Origin of the sequence: Pacificoceanicola algae (assembly GCF_049341065.1) — a bacterium.
Classification (GTDB): domain Bacteria; phylum Pseudomonadota; class Alphaproteobacteria; order Rhodobacterales; family Rhodobacteraceae; genus Pacificoceanicola.
Window position 1 is genome coordinate 15,672 of sequence record NZ_JBMPIX010000027.1, and the last position, 20,753, is coordinate 36,424.

Annotated in this window: 21 protein-coding genes; 14 read left to right on the forward strand and 7 right to left on the reverse strand. The window is 61.4% G+C overall.

Annotated elements, in window-relative coordinates; translation table 11 throughout:
- Window positions 1-33: 33 nt before the first annotated feature.
- Window positions 34-855 (forward strand): SDR family NAD(P)-dependent oxidoreductase, encoded by an 822-nt coding sequence (locus ACOYQJ_RS22805; RefSeq protein ID WP_422908229.1) that lies wholly within the window; start codon window positions 34-36, stop codon window positions 853-855.
- 10 nt (window positions 856-865) lie between these two features.
- On the opposite strand, the gene ACOYQJ_RS22810 is transcribed toward ACOYQJ_RS22805, so the two are convergent.
- Genes ACOYQJ_RS22810 through iolD form a run of 3 tightly spaced genes read right to left on the reverse strand, consistent with a single transcriptional unit; the run spans window position 866 to window position 4,441 of the window.
- Complete coding sequence (locus tag ACOYQJ_RS22810) at window positions 866-1,681, reverse strand: SDR family oxidoreductase (protein ID WP_422908230.1); 816 nt, start codon at window positions 1,679-1,681, stop codon at window positions 866-868.
- Window positions 1,678-2,580: a myo-inosose-2 dehydratase gene (gene iolE / locus ACOYQJ_RS22815; RefSeq protein ID WP_422908231.1), complete on the reverse strand. Its 903-nt coding sequence runs from the start codon at window positions 2,578-2,580 to the stop codon at window positions 1,678-1,680. The genes ACOYQJ_RS22810 and iolE overlap by 4 nt, the downstream gene beginning before the upstream one ends.
- A 4-nt stretch (window positions 2,581-2,584) precedes the next feature.
- A complete protein-coding gene (gene iolD / locus ACOYQJ_RS22820) occupies window positions 2,585-4,441 on the reverse strand; it encodes a 3D-(3,5/4)-trihydroxycyclohexane-1,2-dione acylhydrolase (decyclizing) (protein WP_422908232.1) in 1,857 nt (618 codons plus the stop codon).
- Window positions 4,442-4,540: 99 nt separating this feature from the next.
- Here iolD and iolG point away from each other — a divergent pair, with 99 nt between their 5' ends.
- The 9 genes from iolG (at window position 4,541) to ACOYQJ_RS22865 (ending at window position 12,166) form a co-directional block, all read left to right on the forward strand.
- Window positions 4,541-5,542, forward strand: coding sequence for an inositol 2-dehydrogenase (gene iolG, locus ACOYQJ_RS22825; protein ID WP_422908233.1), 1,002 nt, complete (start codon window positions 4,541-4,543; stop codon window positions 5,540-5,542).
- A 3-nt stretch (window positions 5,543-5,545) separates the two neighbouring features.
- Entirely contained in the window at window positions 5,546-6,355 is an 810-nt protein-coding gene (locus ACOYQJ_RS22830) for an HpcH/HpaI aldolase family protein (protein ID WP_422908234.1), read from the forward strand.
- Window positions 6,355-6,609, forward strand: coding sequence for a hypothetical protein (locus tag ACOYQJ_RS22835; RefSeq protein WP_422908235.1), 255 nt, complete (start codon window positions 6,355-6,357; stop codon window positions 6,607-6,609). Before ACOYQJ_RS22830 ends, ACOYQJ_RS22835 begins: the two co-directional genes overlap by 1 nt.
- Complete coding sequence (locus ACOYQJ_RS22840) at window positions 6,593-7,717, forward strand: Gfo/Idh/MocA family protein (protein ID WP_422908236.1); 1,125 nt, start codon at window positions 6,593-6,595, stop codon at window positions 7,715-7,717. The genes ACOYQJ_RS22835 and ACOYQJ_RS22840 overlap by 17 nt, the downstream gene beginning before the upstream one ends.
- The gene (locus tag ACOYQJ_RS22845) at window positions 7,714-8,586 is read left to right on the forward strand and encodes a MurR/RpiR family transcriptional regulator (protein WP_422908237.1); all 873 of its coding nucleotides are present in this window, start codon (window positions 7,714-7,716) and stop codon (window positions 8,584-8,586) included. Before ACOYQJ_RS22840 ends, ACOYQJ_RS22845 begins: the two co-directional genes overlap by 4 nt.
- A gap of 267 nt (window positions 8,587-8,853) precedes the next feature.
- Window positions 8,854-11,064, forward strand: a complete 2,211-nt coding sequence (katG, locus tag ACOYQJ_RS22850) for a catalase/peroxidase HPI (RefSeq protein ID WP_422908238.1) — start codon at window positions 8,854-8,856, stop codon at window positions 11,062-11,064.
- Window positions 11,065-11,228: 164 nt separating this feature from the next.
- Window positions 11,229-11,507, forward strand: a complete 279-nt coding sequence (locus ACOYQJ_RS22855; RefSeq protein ID WP_422908239.1) for a hypothetical protein — start codon at window positions 11,229-11,231, stop codon at window positions 11,505-11,507.
- Window positions 11,508-11,584: 77 nt separating this feature from the next.
- On the forward strand, window positions 11,585-11,896 hold the full coding sequence (locus tag ACOYQJ_RS22860) for a c-type cytochrome (protein WP_422908240.1): 312 nt from the start codon (window positions 11,585-11,587) through the stop codon (window positions 11,894-11,896).
- A gap of 138 nt (window positions 11,897-12,034) precedes the next feature.
- Complete coding sequence (locus tag ACOYQJ_RS22865) at window positions 12,035-12,166, forward strand: hypothetical protein (protein ID WP_422908241.1); 132 nt, start codon at window positions 12,035-12,037, stop codon at window positions 12,164-12,166.
- Window positions 12,167-12,225: 59 nt separating this feature from the next.
- Here ACOYQJ_RS22865 and lepA read toward each other — a convergent pair whose 3' ends face one another.
- Window positions 12,226-14,031 carry a translation elongation factor 4 gene (gene lepA / locus ACOYQJ_RS22870; protein WP_422908242.1) on the reverse strand — a complete coding sequence of 602 codons (1,806 nt, stop codon included), beginning with the start codon at window positions 14,029-14,031 and terminating at the stop codon, window positions 12,226-12,228.
- Window positions 14,032-14,392: 361 nt separating this feature from the next.
- On the opposite strand from lepA, the gene ACOYQJ_RS22875 reads away from it, so the two are divergent.
- From ACOYQJ_RS22875 to ACOYQJ_RS22885, 3 genes are all read left to right on the forward strand, one after another.
- Entirely contained in the window at window positions 14,393-14,896 is a 504-nt protein-coding gene (locus ACOYQJ_RS22875) for a hypothetical protein (RefSeq protein ID WP_422908243.1), read from the forward strand.
- Window positions 14,826-15,314 (forward strand): hypothetical protein, encoded by a 489-nt coding sequence (locus ACOYQJ_RS22880; RefSeq protein WP_422908244.1) that lies wholly within the window; start codon window positions 14,826-14,828, stop codon window positions 15,312-15,314. The genes ACOYQJ_RS22875 and ACOYQJ_RS22880 overlap by 71 nt, the downstream gene beginning before the upstream one ends.
- A gap of 116 nt (window positions 15,315-15,430) precedes the next feature.
- The gene (locus ACOYQJ_RS22885) at window positions 15,431-15,802 is read left to right on the forward strand and encodes an arginine transporter (protein ID WP_422908245.1); all 372 of its coding nucleotides are present in this window, start codon (window positions 15,431-15,433) and stop codon (window positions 15,800-15,802) included.
- Between the two features lie 15 nt (window positions 15,803-15,817).
- Here ACOYQJ_RS22885 and hisD read toward each other — a convergent pair whose 3' ends face one another.
- On the reverse strand, window positions 15,818-17,107 hold the full coding sequence (gene hisD, locus ACOYQJ_RS22890; RefSeq protein ID WP_422908246.1) for a histidinol dehydrogenase: 1,290 nt from the start codon (window positions 17,105-17,107) through the stop codon (window positions 15,818-15,820).
- Between the two features lie 71 nt (window positions 17,108-17,178).
- Here hisD and ACOYQJ_RS22895 point away from each other — a divergent pair, with 71 nt between their 5' ends.
- On the forward strand, window positions 17,179-18,144 hold the full coding sequence (locus ACOYQJ_RS22895; protein WP_422908247.1) for a LysR family transcriptional regulator: 966 nt from the start codon (window positions 17,179-17,181) through the stop codon (window positions 18,142-18,144).
- A 194-nt stretch (window positions 18,145-18,338) separates the two neighbouring features.
- Here ACOYQJ_RS22895 and ACOYQJ_RS22900 read toward each other — a convergent pair whose 3' ends face one another.
- Both ACOYQJ_RS22900 and ACOYQJ_RS22905 read right to left on the reverse strand, forming a co-directional pair.
- Entirely contained in the window at window positions 18,339-19,100 is a 762-nt protein-coding gene (locus tag ACOYQJ_RS22900; protein WP_422908248.1) for an alpha/beta fold hydrolase, read from the reverse strand.
- Window positions 19,101-19,149: 49 nt separating this feature from the next.
- The gene (locus ACOYQJ_RS22905; RefSeq protein WP_422908249.1) at window positions 19,150-20,715 is read right to left on the reverse strand and encodes a trimethylamine methyltransferase family protein; all 1,566 of its coding nucleotides are present in this window, start codon (window positions 20,713-20,715) and stop codon (window positions 19,150-19,152) included.
- Window positions 20,716-20,753 lie beyond the last annotated feature (38 nt).

Sequence of the window (20,753 nt, forward strand, 5' to 3'; positions counted from 1 at the left end):
AGGCTTTGCGCTGAAACCGAGAGGGAGATGGACATGCACGCAGCGATCAAACCGGGCAATGTGGCAGTGGTGACGGGCGGTGCTTCGGGCATCGGGCTTGAAGCCGCACGGCGGCTTTCCGAGCTGGGCATGAAGGTCTGTATCGCCGATCTGCCCGGCCCGGGCCTTGAGGCTGCACGTCAAAAAGCCGGAGCCGCCTTGGCCGTTGGCGTGGATGTGGCCGAACCAGACCAGTTGCGCGACCTGAAATCGCAAGTCGAGGCGCAGCTTGGCCCGGTGGATGTTCTGATGAACAACGCCGGAATGCAGCCCGGCAGTTCGATCTTTGACGTCGAAGCGAATTGGGATCGGATCATTGGTGTCAACATGTGGGGGATCATTCGTGGATCGCAGGTTTTCGCCCCGGATATGGCCGCCAGCGGGCGCCCCGGTCTGATCGTGAATACGGGGTCGAAACAGGGGATTACGACACCGCCGGGGGATCCGGCCTATAATGTTTCCAAGGCTGGCGTGAAGGCCTTTACCGAAGCGCTTCAGCACGAATTGCGCAACATCGATGGCTGCGCGGTCGAGGCGCGCCTGTTCATCCCCGGTTGGGTGTTCACCCCGCTGACCGCGCGGGGCCGCACGGACAAGCCCGAGGGGGCATGGACGCCAGCCCAAGTGGTGGACTTTCTGTTGCTGTCGCTTGACCGGGACGACTTTTATATCCTGTGCCCAGACAACGACGTGGACCGCGCGACAGATGCCAAGCGTATCCTTTGGGCGGCGCAGGACATCACCGAAAATCGCGCGCCGCTGTCACGCTGGCATCCCGATTACACCGAGGATTTTGCCGCGTGGCTCAAGACCTGAGCCGAAGCGCTCAGGCGCGCAGCTTGTCCTCGGGGGCAGGGGCCTGCCCGTCATAACCGCCCCAGACCGACTGGTCGAAATGGATGACGGCGCCGGTCATCATGCCGCTGTCTTCGGAGGCCATCCAAAGCACCGCCCTGGCAACTTCGGCAGGTTCCAGAAGCCGGCCAAAGGGCATGGTCGCGGCCTGCTTGTCGATAAACTCGGGATCGCCGGATTCCGCCGCTTGCAAGGCGCGCTCGTGGTCGGAATTCATCCAGCCGATGTCCAACTGGTTCACCCGGATCCGGTTGCGCATCAGGGCATAGCCCGAATTGCGGGTCAGCGTCGCCAAAGCCGCCTTGGAGGCACAATAGGGCGCGATAAAGGGCTGACCTGCGTGCTCCGACGTCGAGCCGATGTTGACCATGGTCCCCTCGATGCCTTCGCGCTCCATCAATTTGACCGCGTCCTGCATCAGAAAGAAAGGCGCGCGTGTATTGACGGCGAACATGCGGTCGAACAGCTCGGGCGAGGTATTCAAAAGGTTGCCCCGGTCGGTCAGACCCGCGGCGTTCACCAGAATATCAACCCGGCCAAAGCGTTTGTCCGTCTCGGGGATCACGCGCTGCACGTCTTCGATCCGGGACAGGTCGGCGGCGATCATATGAACCGGTACGCCGGTGTCTTCGGTGATTGCCCGCGCCTTGGCCTGACCCTTTTCAACCCCGCGGCCGACGATCACGATCCCTGCCGCGCCGGCCTTGGCAAACAGCGTGGCAATGGCAGCACCCAAGCCTTGGGTGCCGCCCGTCACGACTGCGATTTTTCCGTCGATCCGGTTCATGAAATCACCTCGTATCCTGCGGCTGTCATCACCCGCATCAGCTCTGCATGGCCAACCTCGGCCATTTTTTGTGGCGGGTTGGCGACCGGGTCCTGTTCGGCCTCAACGACGAACCAGCCCTCATAGCCGTAGTCCGCACAGCGCTGCACGATGGCGCCGAAATCAAGGCTGCCATCCCCGGGCACGGTGAAGGCGCCCTTGATCACCGCATCTAGGAAGCTTTCTTTATCGCGGTCCAGCGCATCGGTGACCGAACGCCGGATGTCCTTGACGTGGACATGGGTGATGCGCGCGTGGTGCTTGTCGATGGCGGCCAGCGGATCCCCACCGGCAAAGGCCAGATGGCCGGCGTCCAAAAGCAGCGGAATACCTTCGCCCGATGCCGCCATGAAGGCGTCAAGCTCGTGCTGGAACTGAACCACCGCGCCCATGTGGTGGTGATAGGACAGCGGCATGCCTTGCTCGGCGCACCATTCGCCGAACTCGGTCAGCTTGCGGGCATAGGCTGTCATCTCGTCATCCGTCAGCACCGGCTTGGTGTTCAACGGCGCCGCGCGGTTGCCTTGGATCGAGCGCGCGACCTCGCCGTAAACGATGCAAGGGGCATCGACCGCCTTGAACAGTTCGATCATCGGCTGAATGCGGTCCTTGTTGGCGCTCAGATCCTCGTCCACCAATGTGCCGGAGAACCAGCCGCCGCAGAGCGTTACATCGGCGGCGCGCAGGATCGGCAGCATCTCATCGGGGTTGGTGGGAAAGCGCTGACCCAGTTCCATCCCGGTGAACCCGGCGCTGCGCGACTGGCGCAGGCATTCCTCAAGGCTGACGTCATCGGATAGTTCCGGCAGATCGTCGTTCCACCATGCGATTGGCGACATGCCCAGTTTGGCTTTCAGCATTTCGTTAGACTCCCACGCGCTGCTTGGCGCGAATTTGCTCTTGATGTGCGCGGGCCACTTTGACCGTTTCGCGCTGCGATACTTCTGGAACGCCGACGTCCCAATCGGCATCTCCCGGCACCCAGCTATAGGCATCTGTGACGATGGACAAAACGGTTGTTCGATCGTTTCCCTGCGCCCAGAGGATGGAATCTTTCAAATCTGACAGGTTTTCCACGTTGCGGGCATAGGCGCCCATGCTTTCGGCGTGCTTGGCGAAATCGACATGCAGCGGGGCATCGGGATTCTCAATCCTGCAATCTTTCAGCAAGCAGTTGAACCCCGGCGTGCCTTTGAATTCCTGCAGTCGGTTGATAACTGCGTAGCCACCGTTGTCACAGACGATGACGATCATCTTGTGGCCCGTCAGAACGCTGGAATAGATGTCCGAATTCATCATCATGTAGGTACCGTCGCCCAGCATGACGAAAGGTGTGCCTTTGCCCTGATTGGCCATGGCGTTGCCCCAGCCCGCGGCCAGTTCATAACCCATGCAGCTAAAGCCGAACTCGAGATCGAAGGTATTGGGATTTTTTACCCGCCAGCCCTTGGCAACCTCGCCCGGGATGCCGCCCGCTGCGGCGACCAGATGGTCGTTTTCCCCGGCGCATTGGTTCACCACGTTCACCACTTGGGCATAGGTCGGGATCGGCGCGTTGGTCGGGGCCTGATGCTCGTCCAGCAGTTTGTCCCAGTCTTTGAACAAGGCCTGAGCGTGGTCCAAGTGGCCTGGATCGGCGGCCCAGTCCCCCATTTCGGCGTCCAGATCCGCTACGCTTTCCAAGGCATCGCCCACCACCGCCAGCGCCCGGTGCTTGGTCGCATCCCAGCGCGCGGCATTGATGCTGATGAACTGCGCGTCCTGCGCAAAGGCCGTCCATGAACCCGTGGTAAAGTCCTGCAGCCGCGTTCCCACGGCAAGGATCACGTCCGCCTCGCCCGCAAGGGCATTGGCCGAGGTTGATCCAATGATCCCGATTGGCCCCGCATGCACCGGATCGTAATGAGTCAGCCCGCCTTTTCCCGCAATCGTTTCGACGACAGGGATGCCGCGCTTGGCGGCAAAGGCCTGAAGCGCGCCTTCTGCGCCGGAATAGCGCACGCCGCCGCCAGCAATGATCAGGGGCTTTTTCGCGCCCTGCAGGATCTGCGCGGCCTTGGCCAGGCTGCCGCGATCAGCGCGCGGGCGCGGGATGGTCCAGACATGTTCTTCGAAGAACGCCTCGGGGTAGTCAAAGGCCAGCTCCTGCGTGTCTTGCGGCAGGGCGATGAAAGCAGGCCCGCAGTCGGCAGGGTCGAGCATGGTTGCAATCGCCTGTGGCAGGCTGGAAATGATCTGCGCCGGATGGGTGATCCGATCCCAATAACGTGTAACCGCGCGGAAGGCGTCGTTCACCGTGACGCTTGGATTGCCATAGTGTTCCACCTGTTGCAGCACGGGGTCGGGCAGGCGGTTGGTAAAGGTATCGCCGGCGATCAGCAGCAGCGGCAGGCGATTGGCATGGGCCGTTCCCGCCGCCGTCACCATGTTCAGCGCCCCCGGCCCGATCGAGGACGTGGCGATCATGATCTGACGGCGCCGCTTGGCCTTGGCAAAACCTGCCGCCGCCAGCGCCATCGACTGTTCGTTCTGCCCGCGCCATGTTGGCAACTGGTCCTGCACCGCCTCGAGGGCTTCGGACAGGCAGGTCACGTTGCCATGCCCGAAAATCCCGAAGACCCCGGCAAACAGCGGCAGCTTTTCTCCGTCAATCTCGGTGAACTGGTTGCACAAATAGCGCACCAGCGCCTGAGCCATTGTCAAACGTACGGTACCGGCCATCGCGATTCCTCCCTGTCTTTTGGCAAAACTTACGGAGCGCAGATTGACAATGCAACGGTTATGCAATGATCATTGCGAAAATGCTGCGGGAGGAAAAGCATGACCAGAATCGCATTGCTCGGCTGCGGCCGGATTGGTCAGATGCACGCCGACATTATCGCCGCGCATCCGCGGGCCGATCTGGCCGGGGTCTATGACACGCATGGGCCTTCGGCGCAGGCGGCTTCGAACAAACATGGTGTGCCGGTTTATGACAGTCCAGAAACGGCCTTTGCCTCGGACGCCGATGCGGTGCTGATCGCCACGCCCACCGCAACCCATGTGGATTTCATCAAGGCGGGCGTCGCGGCGGGCAAGGCGGTGCTGTGTGAAAAGCCCATCGACCTTGATCTGGAGCGCGCGCGCGCCTGCGCGCAGGCGATCAAGGGGGCCACGCAGCCCATCATGATCGGCTTCTGCCGCCGCTTCGATCCCGGTCACCGCGCCGCCCGCAAGGCCCTGCAGGACGGAGAGCTTGGCGATCTGCATCAGGTGACAATAACCTCGCGCGATCCGGGCATGGCGCCTGACGGTTACATCCGCACCTCGGGCGGCATATTTCGCGACATGACGATCCATGACCTCGACCTTGCGCGCTATATGCTCGGCGAAGAGGTGACCACCGTCAAAGCGACCGGATCGCGGCTTGTGAACCCAACGCTGATGGAGGACTGCGGCGATTATGACACCGTGAGCGTGATCCTGACCACCGCCAGCGGCAAACAGGCGATCATCACCAATTCGCGCGAGGCGGTTTATGGATATGACCAGCGGGTCGAACTGTTCGGTTCGGGCGGGATGGCGCTGTCGGACAACCATCGTGACCACGCGGCCGTGGTCTATGGCAAGGGCTTTACCAACCGCGCCGCGCCGCTTCAGCACTTCTTTATTGAACGTTACCACGCGGCCTTTGTGGCCGAGATCGACAACTTTGTGGACGCCTGTGAAGGCAAGGCCGCGCCCGAAGTCACCTTTGACGACGGCGTCAAGGCGCTGGCGCTGGCCGAAGCCTGTTTCAAATCCATTGCCGACGCGCGCACGATCCAAATCTCCGAGGTCTGACCCATGCACAAGAACAAGCTGAAGCAAATCTGGGCCGAAGGCCGTCCCGTGCTGCACGGCTGGCTGTCCATCGCCAGCCCCTTTGCGGCGGAAATCATGGCCGCGCAGGGCTATGATGCCATCAGTGTCGACGGCCAGCATGGCGCGTTGGATTATTCCGCCGTTTTGCCGATGTTTCAGGCGATGCGCGCCTCCGGTGTTGTGGTCGGCGCGCGGGTGCCCTGGCTGGACCCGGCAGCGATCATGAAGATGATGGACGCGGGGGCCTATCAGATCATCTGCCCGATGGTGAACACCCCGGAACAAGCCGCCGAGTTCGTCAGCTACATGCGGTATCCGCCACACGGAACCCGCAGCTTTGGCCCCACACGCGCGGCGTTCTCCCAAGGTCCGGGCATCGTTCCCGAAGCCAATGACGAGGTGATCGCCTGGGCTATGGTCGAAACCAAAGAGGCGATGCAGAACCTCGAGGCCATCGCCGCCACGCCTGGCCTTGACGGCATTTATGTCGGCCCGGCCGACCTGACGCTGTCGTTGCACGATGGCAAATATGCCCCCGGCTTTGACCGCGAAGAACCCGAGATGATCGAGGCGCTGAAACAGATCGCAGACGCCTGCCGACGCCACGGCATCAAGGCGGCACTGCATTGCGGCACGCCCGAGTATGCCGCGCGGGCGATCAGTTGGGGCTATCACATGACCACGATTTCAAGCGATGCACGCATTCTCGCGGCGGGGGCCTCGGCCCAAGTCAAAGCTTTTCGCGATCTGACCGGGGCAGGGGGGAGCGAAAAGAACGGGGAGGGCTATTGATGCCCCATCTGTTTGCCGCCGGGTTGATGCACCGCTCTGGCCGCGCCATGTTTGAGGCCTCTCCGGGGTTGACCGCCCCCTTTATCGGCGAGATTTCCAAGCCGGGTTACGCCCCTTTGATCGACACGACCGATACGCTGATCACCGGCAGGCAGCCGCCAAGCACGGCACGGAACGTCATTGAGTTATTCAATGGCCGGATTGACCTGTCTTTGGTCGTCGACAAGGAACACGCGCATGTCGTCCAAGCCTGATCTCAACATCGGTCTCATCGGCTCGGGCTTTATGGGCAAGGCGCATGTCTTTGGCTATGCCACGGCGCAAAAGACCTTTGACCTGCCGTTCAATCTGGTTTTCCACACGGCCGCCGACATCTCGGATCAAGCCGCCACCCGGGCGGCTGCCGGTTTTGGCTTTGCCCATGCGACCGCCGATTGGCGCGATATGGTGACCAACCCGGCAATCGACGTGGTTAGCATCACCGCCCCCAACGCCCTGCACAAGGAAATGGCGCTGGCCGCCATCGCGGCTAGCAAACACGTCTATTGCGAAAAGCCGCTGGCGCCGCTGGCCGTGGATGCCCGCGAAATGGCCGAGGCCGCCGAGACCGCAGGCGTCAAGACGCAGGTCGGCTTCAACTACCTTTGCAATCCCATGCTGCAGCTCGCGCGCGAGATGATCGAAGGCGGCGAGCTGGGCGAAATCCGCGGCTACCGCGGGCTGCATGCCGAGGATTACATGGCGGACGCCTCTGGCCCCTATACTTTTCGTCACGATCCCGCTGGGGGCGGCGCGTTGGCCGATATCGGCAGCCATGCACTGGCCACGGCGGAATTCCTGCTGGGCCCTATCGCTGAGGTCATGGGTGATCTGGCGACCCTGATCCCAACCCGCCCTGACGGTTATGGCGGGACCAAGCTGATCGAGGTCGATGATGTCGCCCGCGCCTTTTTGCGCTTTGAAAATGGCGCGACCGGTAGCATTGAAGGCAACTGGATCGCCACCGGGCGCAAGATGCAGCATGACTTTGAAGTCTATGGCTCCAAGGGCGCGCTGAGCTTTTCGCAAGAGCGGTTGAACGAGTTGCATTTCTACGACACCGCCGATGCCAAAGGCCGACAGGGGTTTCGCCGGATCGAAGCCGCGCCCGAACATCCGCCCTATGGCAATTTCTGCGTCGCCCCGGGACATCAGATCGGATTTAATGATCTCAAGGCTATCGAGGTGGCAGGGTTTCTGGAGGCTGTCGCCGGACGGGGACCGGAACCGTTCAACTTTCGGTCCGGACTGCGCATCCAGACGCTGGTGGAAACGATACAGTCCTCCTCGGCGCAGCGTGTTTGGAAAACGGTGGCGACATGACGGCGCCCTTGCCCCCCGGGGACTACGAGGCGCTGATTGCCCTGATCCACGAACGCTTTGACCAGATGAGCAAGACCTACCAGAAGATCTCGGTCTTTCTGACGCAAAACCCGAACGAAGTGGCGGTGCAATCGGTCAATGCCATCGCCGAGCGTTGCGGCATCCATGCCTCCAGCTTTGTGCGGTTCGCACAGGCGCTGGGCTATTCCGGATTCAAGGATCTTCAGGTGCTGTTCCAACGCCGTCTGTCCACTGCCGCGCCGGGGTTCGAGGCCCGCGTGCACGCGTTGGAACAGGGCCTCAGCGGGCGCGAGGATAAAAGCGATCTGGGCTTTCTGCGCGACTTGATCGTGCAGGACATCGCCTCGCTGCAGGAATTGCTCGATGGGATCGACAGCGCTGATTTTGGCCGGGCCGCTGATCTGATCCACGGTGCCGAAACGGTCTATCTGATCGGGCAGCTGAGGTCCGAACCGGTCGTTGTTTTGATCCGCTATCTGCTGACGATGCTGGGCAAACGCTGCGCTTTGCTGGATGTTGGCGGGGGGCTGGCGACCCATATGGCCCGCGTCATGACACCGGATGATGTACTGCTGGCTGTGTCATTTCGATTCTACGCGAACGAGGTTGTCTCGATCGTGGACGAAGCTTCACAAGGTCGCGTCCCGACCATCGCGATCACCGACAGCACCCTGTCACCTATCGCCAAATCCGCCGAGGTGCTGTTCGCGGTGCCGGAACATGACCACGCCTTTTCGCGTTCGCTTGCGGCCCCGATCTGCCTCGCGCAGGCCCTGACGGTGGCTGTCGCGGCGCGGCTTCAGCCCGAAGGTGCAGCGCCGCGTATTCCAACTGTCACGCAGGCCTGAAGCGGTCGCCTTCTATAATCAAAAGCTATCGCTTCGATAGGGTTATACAATTTTTCCAAATCATCTAGTTTTGATAGGTTCTAAACAGTCGATTCGTAGGAGGAGATTGACCTTCGGTCGCGCCATGCGGAACACGGCGCGCGGATCACGCAAAAGACAGCACGATGGCGGCACATGACAGGGCGAAACCCGGGCAGTCCGCCAAGCGACATTCAAGGGTTCGGGCCTGCCCCGCAGCCCTTAGCAGTTTGACCAATGGAGAGTGACATGGACGGAAACGATATCGGCAATTGCCCGGTGATGCACGGCAAGCCTCTGGCGACCAACTTTGGGGTTCGCTCGAACCGCGATTGGTGGCCGAACCAGTTGAACCTGAAAATTCTCAGCCAGAATTCGGCAGAGACAAACCCGCTGGGCGCGGATTTCAATTATGCTGAGGCGTTCAAGAAACTCGATCTGGATGCGGTCAAGGCAGACCTCTACGCCCTGATGACCGACAGTCAGGACTGGTGGCCAGCGGACTACGGCCATTACGGCCCGTTCTTCATCCGCATGGCATGGCACGCCGCCGGCACGTACCGCACCGCAGACGGGCGCGGGGGCGGCTCTACCGGCAACCAGCGTTTTGCGCCGCTGAACTCCTGGCCGGACAACGGCAACCTGGACAAGGCACGCCGCCTGCTGTGGCCGGTCAAACAAAAGTACGGCAATTCACTGTCCTGGGCCGACCTGTTCATTCTGGCAGGCAACTGCGCAATTGAATCCATGGGTGGTCGCACCTTTGGTTTCGGCGGCGGACGGGCCGACATCTGGGAGCCCGAGGAAGACATCTACTGGGGCTCCGAAGCCGAATGGCTGGCGACCTCAGACGCGACAGGCAGCCGCTACACCGGTGACCGCGAGTTGGAAAACCCGCTGGCCGCGGTGCAGATGGGCCTAATCTACGTCAACCCTGAAGGTCCGGATGGCAACCCCGATCCGCTGGCCTCGGCGCGCGACATCCGCGAAACCTTTGCCCGCATGGCGATGAACGACGAAGAAACCGTCGCGCTGACGGCTGGCGGCCACACGTTTGGCAAGGCACATGGCGCGGGCGATGCGAGCCTTGTGGGCGCAGAACCGGAAGCGGGCGCCATGGAGGACATGGGTTTTGGCTGGAAGAACGCCTTTGAATCCGGTCGCGGCGTGCATACCACCACCAGCGGCATCGAAGGGCCGTGGACCGCGAATCCGACCAAATGGGACAACGGTTATTTCGACCTGCTCTTTGGCTATGAGTGGGAACTGGCGGAATCCCCCGCAGGCGCCAAGCAGTGGCATCCGGTGAACCTCAAGGACGAAGATTTCGCCCCGCAGGTCGATGGTTCGGGCGCCAAGGTCACGCCGATGATGACCACCGCCGATATGGCGATGCGCATGGACCCGTCGTATGAGAAGATCTCGCGCCGTTTCCACGAAAACCCCGAGGAGTTTGCTGAGGCCTTTGCCCGCGCATGGTTCAAGCTGACCCACCGCGACATGGGCCCCAAGGCCTGCTATCTGGGCAAGGAAGTCCCGGCCGAGGATCTGATCTGGCAAGACCCGATCCCCGCAGTTGACCATCCGCTGGTGGATGCCTCGGACATTGCTGACCTCAAGGCCAAGATCCTTGGTTCTGGTCTGTCCACATCGGACCTTGTGAAAACCGCATGGGCCTCGGCCTCGACCTTCCGAGGCTCTGACCGTCGCGGCGGCGCCAATGGCGCGCGCATCCGCCTTGCCCCGCAGAACGGCTGGGACGTGAACGAGCCCGAGATGCTCGCCTCGGTCCTGTCCACGCTGGAAGGCATTCAAGCGGACTTCAACGCTGCGGCGTCCGGCGGCAAGCGGGTCTCGCTGGCCGATCTCATCGTGTTGGGTGGTTCTGCCGCTATCGAAAAGGCGGCTGCGGATGCGGGCCACACCATCGAGGTGCCCTTCACCCCGGGCCGTATGGATACCAGCGCCGAGCAGACCGACGCCGAAAGCTTTGAGCCGCTCGAGCCCAAGGCCGATGGTTTCCGCAACTATCTCAGCCAGGACTTCTCGGTCGCCGCGGAGGAGCTGATGCTGGACCGCGCGCAATTGTTGACCCTGACCGCCCCCGAGATGACGGTTCTGGTCGGCGGCCTGCGCGTGCTGGGCGCCAACCATGGCGGCACGGCCCACGGCGTTCTGACCGATCGCCCCGGCAAGCTGACGAACGACTTTTTCGTCAACATGATGGACATGGCGACCGAGTGGAAACCGACCGGTGAGGGCTTGTACGAAGGCCGCAACCGCGCTTCGGGCGAGGTCAAATGGTCCGGCACCCGCTGCGATCTGGTCTTTGGATCGAACTCGCAACTGCGCGCCTTGGCCGAAGTCTACGCCCAGTCCGATGCGGGTGAAAAGTTTGTGGCCGATTTCGTGGCAGCCTGGACCAAGGTCATGGATGCCGACCGCTTCGACGTGAAATAACGCCAAGCGGCCTTTTCGGCCCGCGCAAGCACCAGCTGCGTCCGGTTCGCCCGGGCGCGGTTTTTTCTTTTGAACTCAGTGCCCGCGCTATGACCGGGATTAAGGCGCCGCGTTTTGAAATGCGGCATGATTCCTTCTCCGGCCGATCAAATGGGGGGAGAGCCATGATCACTATGGAAGATGTCGAAGGCATGACCAGCCTGAGCCACGAGGAAATCGCGGCCGTAGCAGAGCACGAAAACCTGCCTGATCTGGATGCCGCCTGTTACGCCGACTACCTGATGCACCAGCATCATGGAGCTGCCCATGTGCAGCAGTTGATTTGCGAGGATATCCGCGCCGCCCTGCACCGCGATGACGTGCCCCGCGCCAAGGAACTCTACGCCGTGCTGCATCACTTCCTGAGCGAACACCCCGACGCCGCACGCGGGAGCGAGGCCTAGGCCGACACGCATGCTGGCCTGTTCATCTGGACCGGGGTGCTTTTGGCTGCGTGTCAAACGAAAGAGGAGGAGAGAACATGTTTTTACGTATCTCAACGATAGCCGCCGCGCTGTTGTTCACAGCGCCGGTCTTTGCCCAAGATGGGGACGTCGAGGCGGGCCGCGCAATCGCCGAGGAATATTGCGCCCGCTGCCACGACATCGAGGACGGCGGCGCCATGAAAACCTACCCGCCCAGCTTTGACTCGATTGCGGTTTTTCGCGCTGCTGACCAGATCAGCGCTCGTGTCATGTTCCCGAATGTGCACAGCGCGATGCCGCAATGGGGGAACTTCCTGAACAGTGAAAACGTGGCAGACGTGACGGCCTATATCGTGTCTTTGGAATAGCGGCTGGTCGTCAGGGCAGACATTGATAAGCGGCACGGCCGCGTAAGGCCCCCTTGCAGCGAGGGATATTCAGGCGCAGGCTGCGCCCTCCATTTGGGGAGCCTCGCCAACGGTGAGGCTTCGGGAAGAGGAGGAAATATGCGCGACATCCTTGCAGAGATCTGGCAGCGGATGAACCCGGTAGAGCCGTCCGCCAGCTACCTCTTGAAGTTCATGGTGGCGATTGTGGCGGTGTTCGCCCTGGGGTTGATGATCGGGCATTGGGGATAAGCGACGGTCCCGGCCGATGTTTGGGTTGCGCGCTTTCCAGCCCCCCAAACACCGTTGCCTTAACTGTCCATCTTGAGCGCTGAGATAAACGCCTCCTGCGGAATGTCGACTTTCCCGAACTGGCGCATCTTCTTCTTGCCCGCCTTCTGCTTTTCCAGAAGCTTTTTCTTACGCGTCGCGTCGCCGCCGTAACATTTGGCGGTCACGTCCTTGCGCAGGGCAGACAGAGTCTCGCGCGCGATGACTTTGCCGCCGATGGCCGCTTGGATCGGGATCTTGAACATGTGGCGCGGGATCAGGTCCTTGAGCTTTTCGCACATGGCGCGTCCGCGCATTTCGGCACGGTCGCGGTGGACCATCATCGACAGGGCATCGACAGGCTCATCGTTCACCAGCACCGACATCTTGACGAGATTATCCTCGCGGTAGCCTTCGAGTTGATAGTCGAACGAGGCATAGCCCTTGGAGATGGATTTCAACCGGTCGTAGAAGTCAAAGACCACCTCGTTCAGGGGCAAGTCATAGACCACCATGGCGCGGCCCCCGACATAGGTCAGGTCCAACTGGATGCCGCGGCGGTCCTGACACAGCTTGAGCACGTCGCCGAGGTAATCGTCAGGCACCATGATCGTTGCCTTGATGCGCGGTTCCTCGATGTGATCGACGGTCGAGGGGTCGGGCATGTCGGCGGGGTTGTGCAGGTCGACCTGCGTGCCGTCACGCATGAAGACATGATAGATCACCGAGGGCGCGGTGGTGATCAGCTCGATGTTGTATTCGCGTTCGATCCGGTCCCTGATCACTTCGAGGTGAAGCAATCCAAGGAACCCGCAACGAAAGCCAAAGCCAAGCGCGGCCGAGGTTTCCATTTCATAGCTGAAAGAGGCGTCGTTCAGGGCCAGTTTCTCGATCGCGTCGCGCAGGTCTTCGAATTCGGCTGAATCCACGGGGAAGAGGCCGCAGAAAACCACGGGCTGCGAGGGTTTGAAGCCCGGCAGCGGCTCGGCACAGCCCTTTTTCTCGGTGGTGATGGTGTCGCCGACCTTGGTGTCGCGGACCTGTTTGATCGAGCCGGTGAAAAAGCCGATCTCGCCGGGGCCCAGTTCCTTGACGTCCTGCATGGCGGGGCGGAAGACGCCCAGCTTGTCGACATTATATCTGCCGCCTGAACGCATCATCTTGATCTGGTCACCCTTGCGGATGGTGCCGTCCATCACGCGGATCAGGACGACCACGCCAAGATAAGGGTCATACCAACTGTCCACCAGCATTGCCTTGAGCGGCGCATCGGGATCGCCGCCGTGGGGCGGGGGCAGGCGGGTGACGATGGCCTCAAGCACGTCGGGAATGCCAAGGCCGGTTTTGGCGCTGATCAGGCAGGCGTTGCTTGCGTCGATGCCGATGACATCCTCGATCTGTTCGGCCACGCGCTCGGGTTCGGCGGCGGGCAGATCGACCTTGTTCAGCACCGGGACAATCTCGTGATCCGCCTCGATGGCGGTATAGACGTTGGCCAATGTCTGCGCCTCGACCCCTTGGGAGGCGTCCACCACCAGCAACGAACCCTCGACCGCGCGCATGGAACGGGAGACTTCATAGGCAAAGTCCACGTGTCCGGGGGTATCGATCAGGTTGAGGATGTAAACCTCGCCATCCTTGGCCTTGTACTCGATCCGGACGGTGTTCGCCTTGATCGTGATCCCGCGTTCGCGCTCGATATCCATGCTGTCCAGCATCTGCGCCTTCATGTCCCGGTCGGCGACGGTATTCGTCGACTGGATCAGGCGGTCAGCCAGAGTGGATTTGCCGTGGTCGATATGCGCCACGATCGAGAAATTGCGGATGTGCGAAAGGGGTGTGCTCATAAGGAGCGATATGCTGTGGATTAGGGGTTTGGTCAAGTGATCTTGATGCGCCGGGGCTGCGGAGTCGAGAGGATCAGCTGGAAAGCGGCGCATAGGCGCGCAGAGCCTTGGGCTGCCATGCGGCAAAGGCGGGGTACGGAGGGTGAAAGCGGTGGTTTTGTGAGGGGCAAGGGTGGAGTTTTCTTCCCGAGATGAGTTCAAGGACTGGCTTAAAGGGCAAAGCCAGGAAGTTCGTGTGGCGATTGCTGCTCGGGCGGCGCTTCGGGTGTGGCCTTACATGATCGGCAAGCGGTTCTGGGGAAGCAGTGAATTTGAATAACGGGATCAATAATGGTGTGCCTTACATTCAGGACGTGAAATTTTGATTTCCTTGGTCGCCGCTTTTGAACCGGGATCTGAAATCAGGGAAATGGGTACCTTAGTGGCGGAAGCTTCGAACTACGGTGAAAGGCATTCAACAACAGCATCGGCCCGCTCAAACGGCTTCTTTCTTCAAAAAGTCACTGCTGCGGCCTATGCATCTGGCCTTTCGGTGGCATCGATCAACAAATCTAAAAATGCGATCGCTTATGCCGCTGAAGCTGCCTCCTATGGTGGTAATGATCATGCCTATCGCGATGCCGAATTTTCCGTTGCCGAGATACTGACTCAATCGCTTTGGCACGAGCAGGGCTGGCCAGAGGGGCTGGGACCCGATCAGATCGGCGACACCCTGCTGGACAGCGATCCGCATTTCGATTTCTTCCGCCGCTGGTATGACGGCGTGGTGGGGGGGCGACCCACTGAATTGGAACTTGCAGCGCCGCATAGCTTTGATCGACCCCGAGATTTGGGAAAGCGGGGACCCGGAGAAGGTCGCGGCTGAGATTGCAGAGATCGAGACGCTCTTTGCCGTCGCAAATGCGCTTGGCGATTTGGCCAAGGACAGGAAAACCGTCCTTCAGGATCGCCACGGGATCGGAGGCAACAATCCCCCCGAAGAAATCGACGCGGGCCACCCGCTGGCGGGGTCGGTTACGATGATTTGGGCCGCGTTCGAAGACATCCGTGACGAGGCCGAGAAGGACGTGCCGGACAAGCCCAAGGTCAGGGCTGCATTGGCTGCGTTGAAAGCCGGGCTGACCGCCATCGTGAAATGGTGCGGCAAGAAGGCAGATCTTGCGGTGGATACGGCGATCAAGTGGGGCGTGCCCGCCGTTGGCGGCGGATTTTTCGCGCTGAATGCGGACAAGGTGGGTGCCTTGATCAAAGCAGTGCAGGCATGGTTGCCCCATATCCCTTAGTCGCAAGGAAATCCCGAATTGATCCGGCGCGCCAAATCGGACAATATAGAAATAGAGGGCAGTTGGCCGGACAGACGGGAAAACCCGCGCGGCGCAGTTAACATGAGACAGGTGATATGAAACGTTTCGGGATAGTGATGTTGGCCGCGCTGGCTCTTGCGGCCTGTGGTGGCGGGGATCGCAACAAACGCAGTTATGGCGGTGGCGACGTCAGCCGGGCCTATACCGCGAGTTTCGCCAATGGGCCGATTTCCAAGGCGTGTCTGAATTCAGGGCGCAAGGCGGCAAGCGGGAGGCTGTGTGGCTGTGTTCAGAGCGTGGCGAACCGCGATCTGTCCTCCGGTGACCAGCGCCGGGCGGCCAAGTTCTTTGCCGATCCACATATGGCGCAAGAAACGCGCCAGTCCGACAACCCTTCGCATGAGGCGTTCTGGAAGCGTTACAAGCTGTTTGCGCAGCGCGCCGAACGCACCTGCACCGGGCTTTGAACCGACACCAGCCGTTTAGCCGCCAACGACGCGCGGCAGCGGTGGCCGGGGCAGGCGGGCCTCGGCGGTGAGGGCGTGGCCGTGCATGCCTTCGGCGTGGGAAATCACCGCTGTGGCACGTGCGAGATCGGGCAAGGCCTGATCGCTCACGCGCTGATATGTGACGGTTTTCAGGAACTTGTGCACCGAAAGCCCGCCGGTATAGCGCGCCGCGCCCGAGGTCGGCAAAACGTGGTTCGGCCCAGAAGCCTTGTCACCAAAGGCCACCGTCGTTTCTGCCCCCAGAAAGAGCGAGCCATAGGTGGTCAGCCGCTGCTGCCACCAGTCCAGATCGCGCGCCTGAACGTGCAAATGTTCTGGCGCCAGACGATCCGCCTCCTGCGCCATCTCATCGCGGTCGGCGCAAAGGATCACCTCGCCCATCGCGTTCCAGGCCTGCTGCGCGACATCGCGATTACCCTCTGGCAACAGCGCAATGGTCCCCGGCATCAGGCGCAATACCTCGCGCCCCAATTCGGCGTCATCGGTGATCAGCCAGCACGGCGACGTCGGCCCATGTTCGGCCTGTCCGGCAAGGTCGAGCGCCACCAGCGCCGGATCCGCGGAGGCATCGGCGACAATCGCGATATCGGTGGGGCCAGCGAACATGTCTATCCCGACGGGACCGAACAGTTGTCGTTTGGCTTCGGCCACATAGGCGTTCCCAGGGCCGCACAGAACATCCGCAGCCGGGGTGTCGAACAGGCCGAATGCCATGGCAGCAATGCCCTGAACACCGCCGAGGTTGAGGATCACGTCAGCTCCGGCCAGATGCATCGCATAGAGCGTGGCGGGGTCGATGCCATCCCCTCGTGGCGGGGCACAGGCGGTGATATGCGGCACGCCTGCCGCCTTCGCGGTGGTGATCGTCATCAGCGCCGAGGCGATATGCGCATAGCGCCCGCCGGGCACGTAACAGCCGGCCGCCGAGACCGGGATCACCTTTTGCCCGGCAACCAGACCGGGGCGGAGTTCGGTTTCGAACGGGGTCAGCGAGGCGCGCTGCGCCATGGCAAAATTGCGAATGTTCTCATGGGCGTAATCAAGAGCCGCGCGCAGGTCTGGCGCGATTGCCGCGCTGGCCCGGGCGATTTCGTCAGCGCCCACAATCACCGGCCCCTCCCAACGATCGAGCCGACTTGCATAGTCCAGCGCAGACGCTTCCCGGCCGTCGCGCAGCTGCGCCAACATGATCTGAACGGTGTCCCTGATGTCCGCTTCAGCGGACGGAGCCAAACCTTGGGCGGATTTCAGGAAGCTGGGCATGGGGATATCCTTGACGAAAAGGGCGTAGTTTCGGAAAAGTCAAAGGTGGAGCCGTGGTGAAAGGGGCGAAAATGCTGATGAAAGGGGTCACTCTGCGAGGGCTTGAGGTCTTTGAGGCGCTGGCTGCCAGTGGCTCGGTTGCGCGCGCGGCCGAGGTAACGGGCCTGAGCCAACCTGCCGTCAGTCAGCAGATGCGCAATCTGGAAACCGCGCTTGGCACCGATCTGGTCGATCATGCGCGCCGCCCGATGCAGCTGACCCCGGCAGGGCGTTCGTTTCTGGACCGGACGCGCGCGGTGCTGTCGCAATTGCGGCTGGCGCAGAACGAACTGACGGTGATGGACCTTACCCATCTCAGTACGCTGAGCCTTGGGGTCATTGACGATTTCGACAATGATCTGACGCCGCGGCTTGTGACCATTCTGGCCGAAAGCATGACCCGATGCCGGTTCAAGCTGATTACCGCGCCAAGTCACCAGATCTCTGAGGAAATGCGCGCCCGGCGTTTGCATCTGGCGATCGCGGCCTCGCCCGACACGGTTGGCGAAGGCATCGTGGACTACCCGTTGGTGCGCGATCCGTTCGTATTTGTTTGCCCGAAAGGTGCTGCCGAGAGTCATGGCGGTCTGCAGGGTGTAATGGATAAATTGCCGCTGCTTCGCCATGACCGAGACCAGTTGATCGGCCGTTTGGTAGAAGCGCATCTTGCCCGGCACAAGCTGTCCTTTGCCGAGCGTTTTGAGATTGGTGCGCATCTGTCGCTTATGACACTGGTGGCCCGGGGCGTCGGATGGGCGATCACCACGCCGCTGGGCTACATGCGCGCGGGGCGTTTCCATGATCAGATGGAGGTGCATCCCTTGCCCTTCAAACCCTTTTCTCGGACCATTTCGCTTCAGGCATCGACCGACTGGGCTGATCAGGTGCCGCGGGATGTGGCGCGCACCGCCCGCATGTTGATGAATGAGATGGTCATTACCCCGGCGCTGCACCAGCTGCCCTGGCTCGAGGGCGAGTTGCGTTTGCTGGAAGGGTAAGTGCGCCATTCAATTCGCTCATTGCCAAGAGTCCTCCGAAAGGATGGCGGCTTTGGGCAAACGATCAAGGGCGGGTTGGTCGGATTTCAGAAGACATCTGCGCAGATTTCGAAAATCGGAAACCGACGCGGGCTCGAGGCGGTCATTTTGCGCAAAAAATTGGCTATGCGCTGGGATGGAGCGGATGTTCGGCGTTACGCCATGCTCAGGAACGCCCTGACCGAGGCTTCGAACTCGCGTGGTTTTTCGGCGTGCAGCCAATGGCCAGTCCCGGGCAGTTTGGCAAACCGCGCCTTGGGAAAATAGGTGCGGATGCGGTCGCGGTGTTCGGGCAGGACATAGTCGCTTTCGCCCCCGGACAGGAACAGCACCGGCCCGTCGAACCGCCCATCGATATCCGGGAAAGACAGGATCTTGGGCATCTCTTGCGCCAGCCCGTCAAGGTTCAGCTTCCAGCGCTTCTCCTTGAGGTCCAGCGACTGCGTAAAGAAGCTTTGCAGCGTCTTGTCTGGCACGACCTTGGCGAGTTGCTCGATCGCGTCCGAGCGTTTCTCGACGGCGGACAGATCAACCGATCGCATCGCCTTGATGAACTGGATCTGGCTATGGCCATAGGGCACGGGGGCGATATCAGCCACGATCAACCGGTTGACCAATTCGGGTCGGGTCAGGGCCAATACCATTGCGGCCTTGCCGCCCATGGAATGGCCCACCACGTCGGCCGGGCCGCCGTGTGCCTCGATCACTTCGGCCAGATCACCGGCCATATCGGGATAGCCGTGATCGTCTGACCAGAAACTGTCGCCGTGGTTGCGCATATCCGGCGCGATCACCTGCCGTTCATCGGAAAGGCGTTTCGCGATCACGCCCCAGTTGCGCCCAGAGCCGTAAAGACCGTGGACGATCAGCAATGGCGGGTTTGCGCCCGGGGCGCCGTGGGTCAGGACGTTCAACATGCGGGTGTTTTAGGCCCAGTCGCCGGAAGGGGCCAGCCCCATCTGGCTGTCAGAAGTCGGTCGGAGCACCGCCTTCTGCACGCCGTTTTTCGACAAAGGCGCTGAGTTCTTCGCGGATGCCGGGGTCCATCGGCGGCTCTTCGAATTCGGCCACGATGCGTTTGAACAGCATATGAGCGCGTTCGGCGGTCCAGATTGCGCCCGCCGATTCCCAGGCTTCGAAGTTTTTCCAGTCCGACAGGAAGGGTTGGTAAAAGGCGGTGGTATAGCGGTCCTGGGTGTGCTGCGTGCCAAAGAAATGGCCGTTCGGGCCAACCTCGGCGATGGTGTCCAGCGCCAGAGCGTCGTCTGAGGTGTCCCAGATCGCGGGCTCCATATAGCGTTGAAGCTGCGACAGCACCTCGCAATCCATGATGAATTTCTCGGGGCTGGCAACAAGGCCGCCCTCAAGCCAGCCGGCAGCATGATACACCATATGCGTGCCCGACTGGATGGCCGCCCAAAGCGAATGCTCGGTCTCCCACATGGCTTGGCCGTCGGGAACGTTGGCGGCGCAAACCCCGGACGATCGCAAAGGCAGACCATAGTACCGCGCCATCTGGCCGGTCATCTGCGTGGCGCGCATGTATTCGGGGGTGCCAAAGGCGGGCGCGCCGGATTTCATGTCGACGTTCGAGGTGAAGGTCCCGATCACGCAGGGTACGCCGGGGTTGATGATCTGCGCCAGAACTACGGCGGCCAGCCCCTCGGCCAGAGATTGCGCGACGGCGCCTGCCATGGTCACGGGGGCCATCGCCCCGGCCAGGGTAAAGGGCGTCACCACCAGCGCTTGTCCGCGCCGTGCCATGCGCATCCAACCATCCAGCATCGGCCAGTCGTGTTTCAGTGGCGAGGTTGAGTTGATGTTGGTGTACATTCGAGGTGTCGCCTCGAAGTCTTCGTGGCTCAGCCCACCTGCAATCCGCACCATCTCCATCACGTCATCGACGCGTTCGGGGCCAAGCGAATAGGCGTGCATCACCTTGTCGGTCAGGGTCAGCTTGTCGAACAGCACATCAAGGTGGCGGGTCGAGGCGTGCAGGTCAACCGGTTCGACGGGATAGCCGCCGGCAAAGTGGATACAGTTGAAATATTGCGTCAGTTTCAGCAGATTGCGGCACATCTCGCGCGTGCCCGAGACCTTGGAGCCGATTTCGAGGTCATAGTAGTTCGGTGGGGACGACACATTCCCGAACAGGATATGCCCTTTGCCGATTGTCAGGGTGCGTTCAGGGTTGCGCGGGGTGATGGTAAAGCTGTCCGGTGCCATGCGGACATACTCCATCACCATATCGCGGCCCATACGGACGTTTTCGCCGGTGACCGCGCAGCCCGCTTTTCGCAGGATCTCGATCGCTTCGGGGTTGAGAAACTCGATTCCGATCTCTTCGAGGATGCGCATGGTCGCATTGTGCAGCCGCTCGACGCCCTCTTCGGTCAGGGGTTCTGTGGGGCGATCCATGTTCACGGGCAGCCGCCATGGCGCTTGTTCGATCACCGCAGTTCCGCGACGGGTTGCGTGCCCAGCCCGTCCACCGCTGCGACGACGGCGTGTCTTTTCCTCGGTCTGGTCCATGAAGTCCTCCGTGACGGCTGGTTCTATGAACACACCTG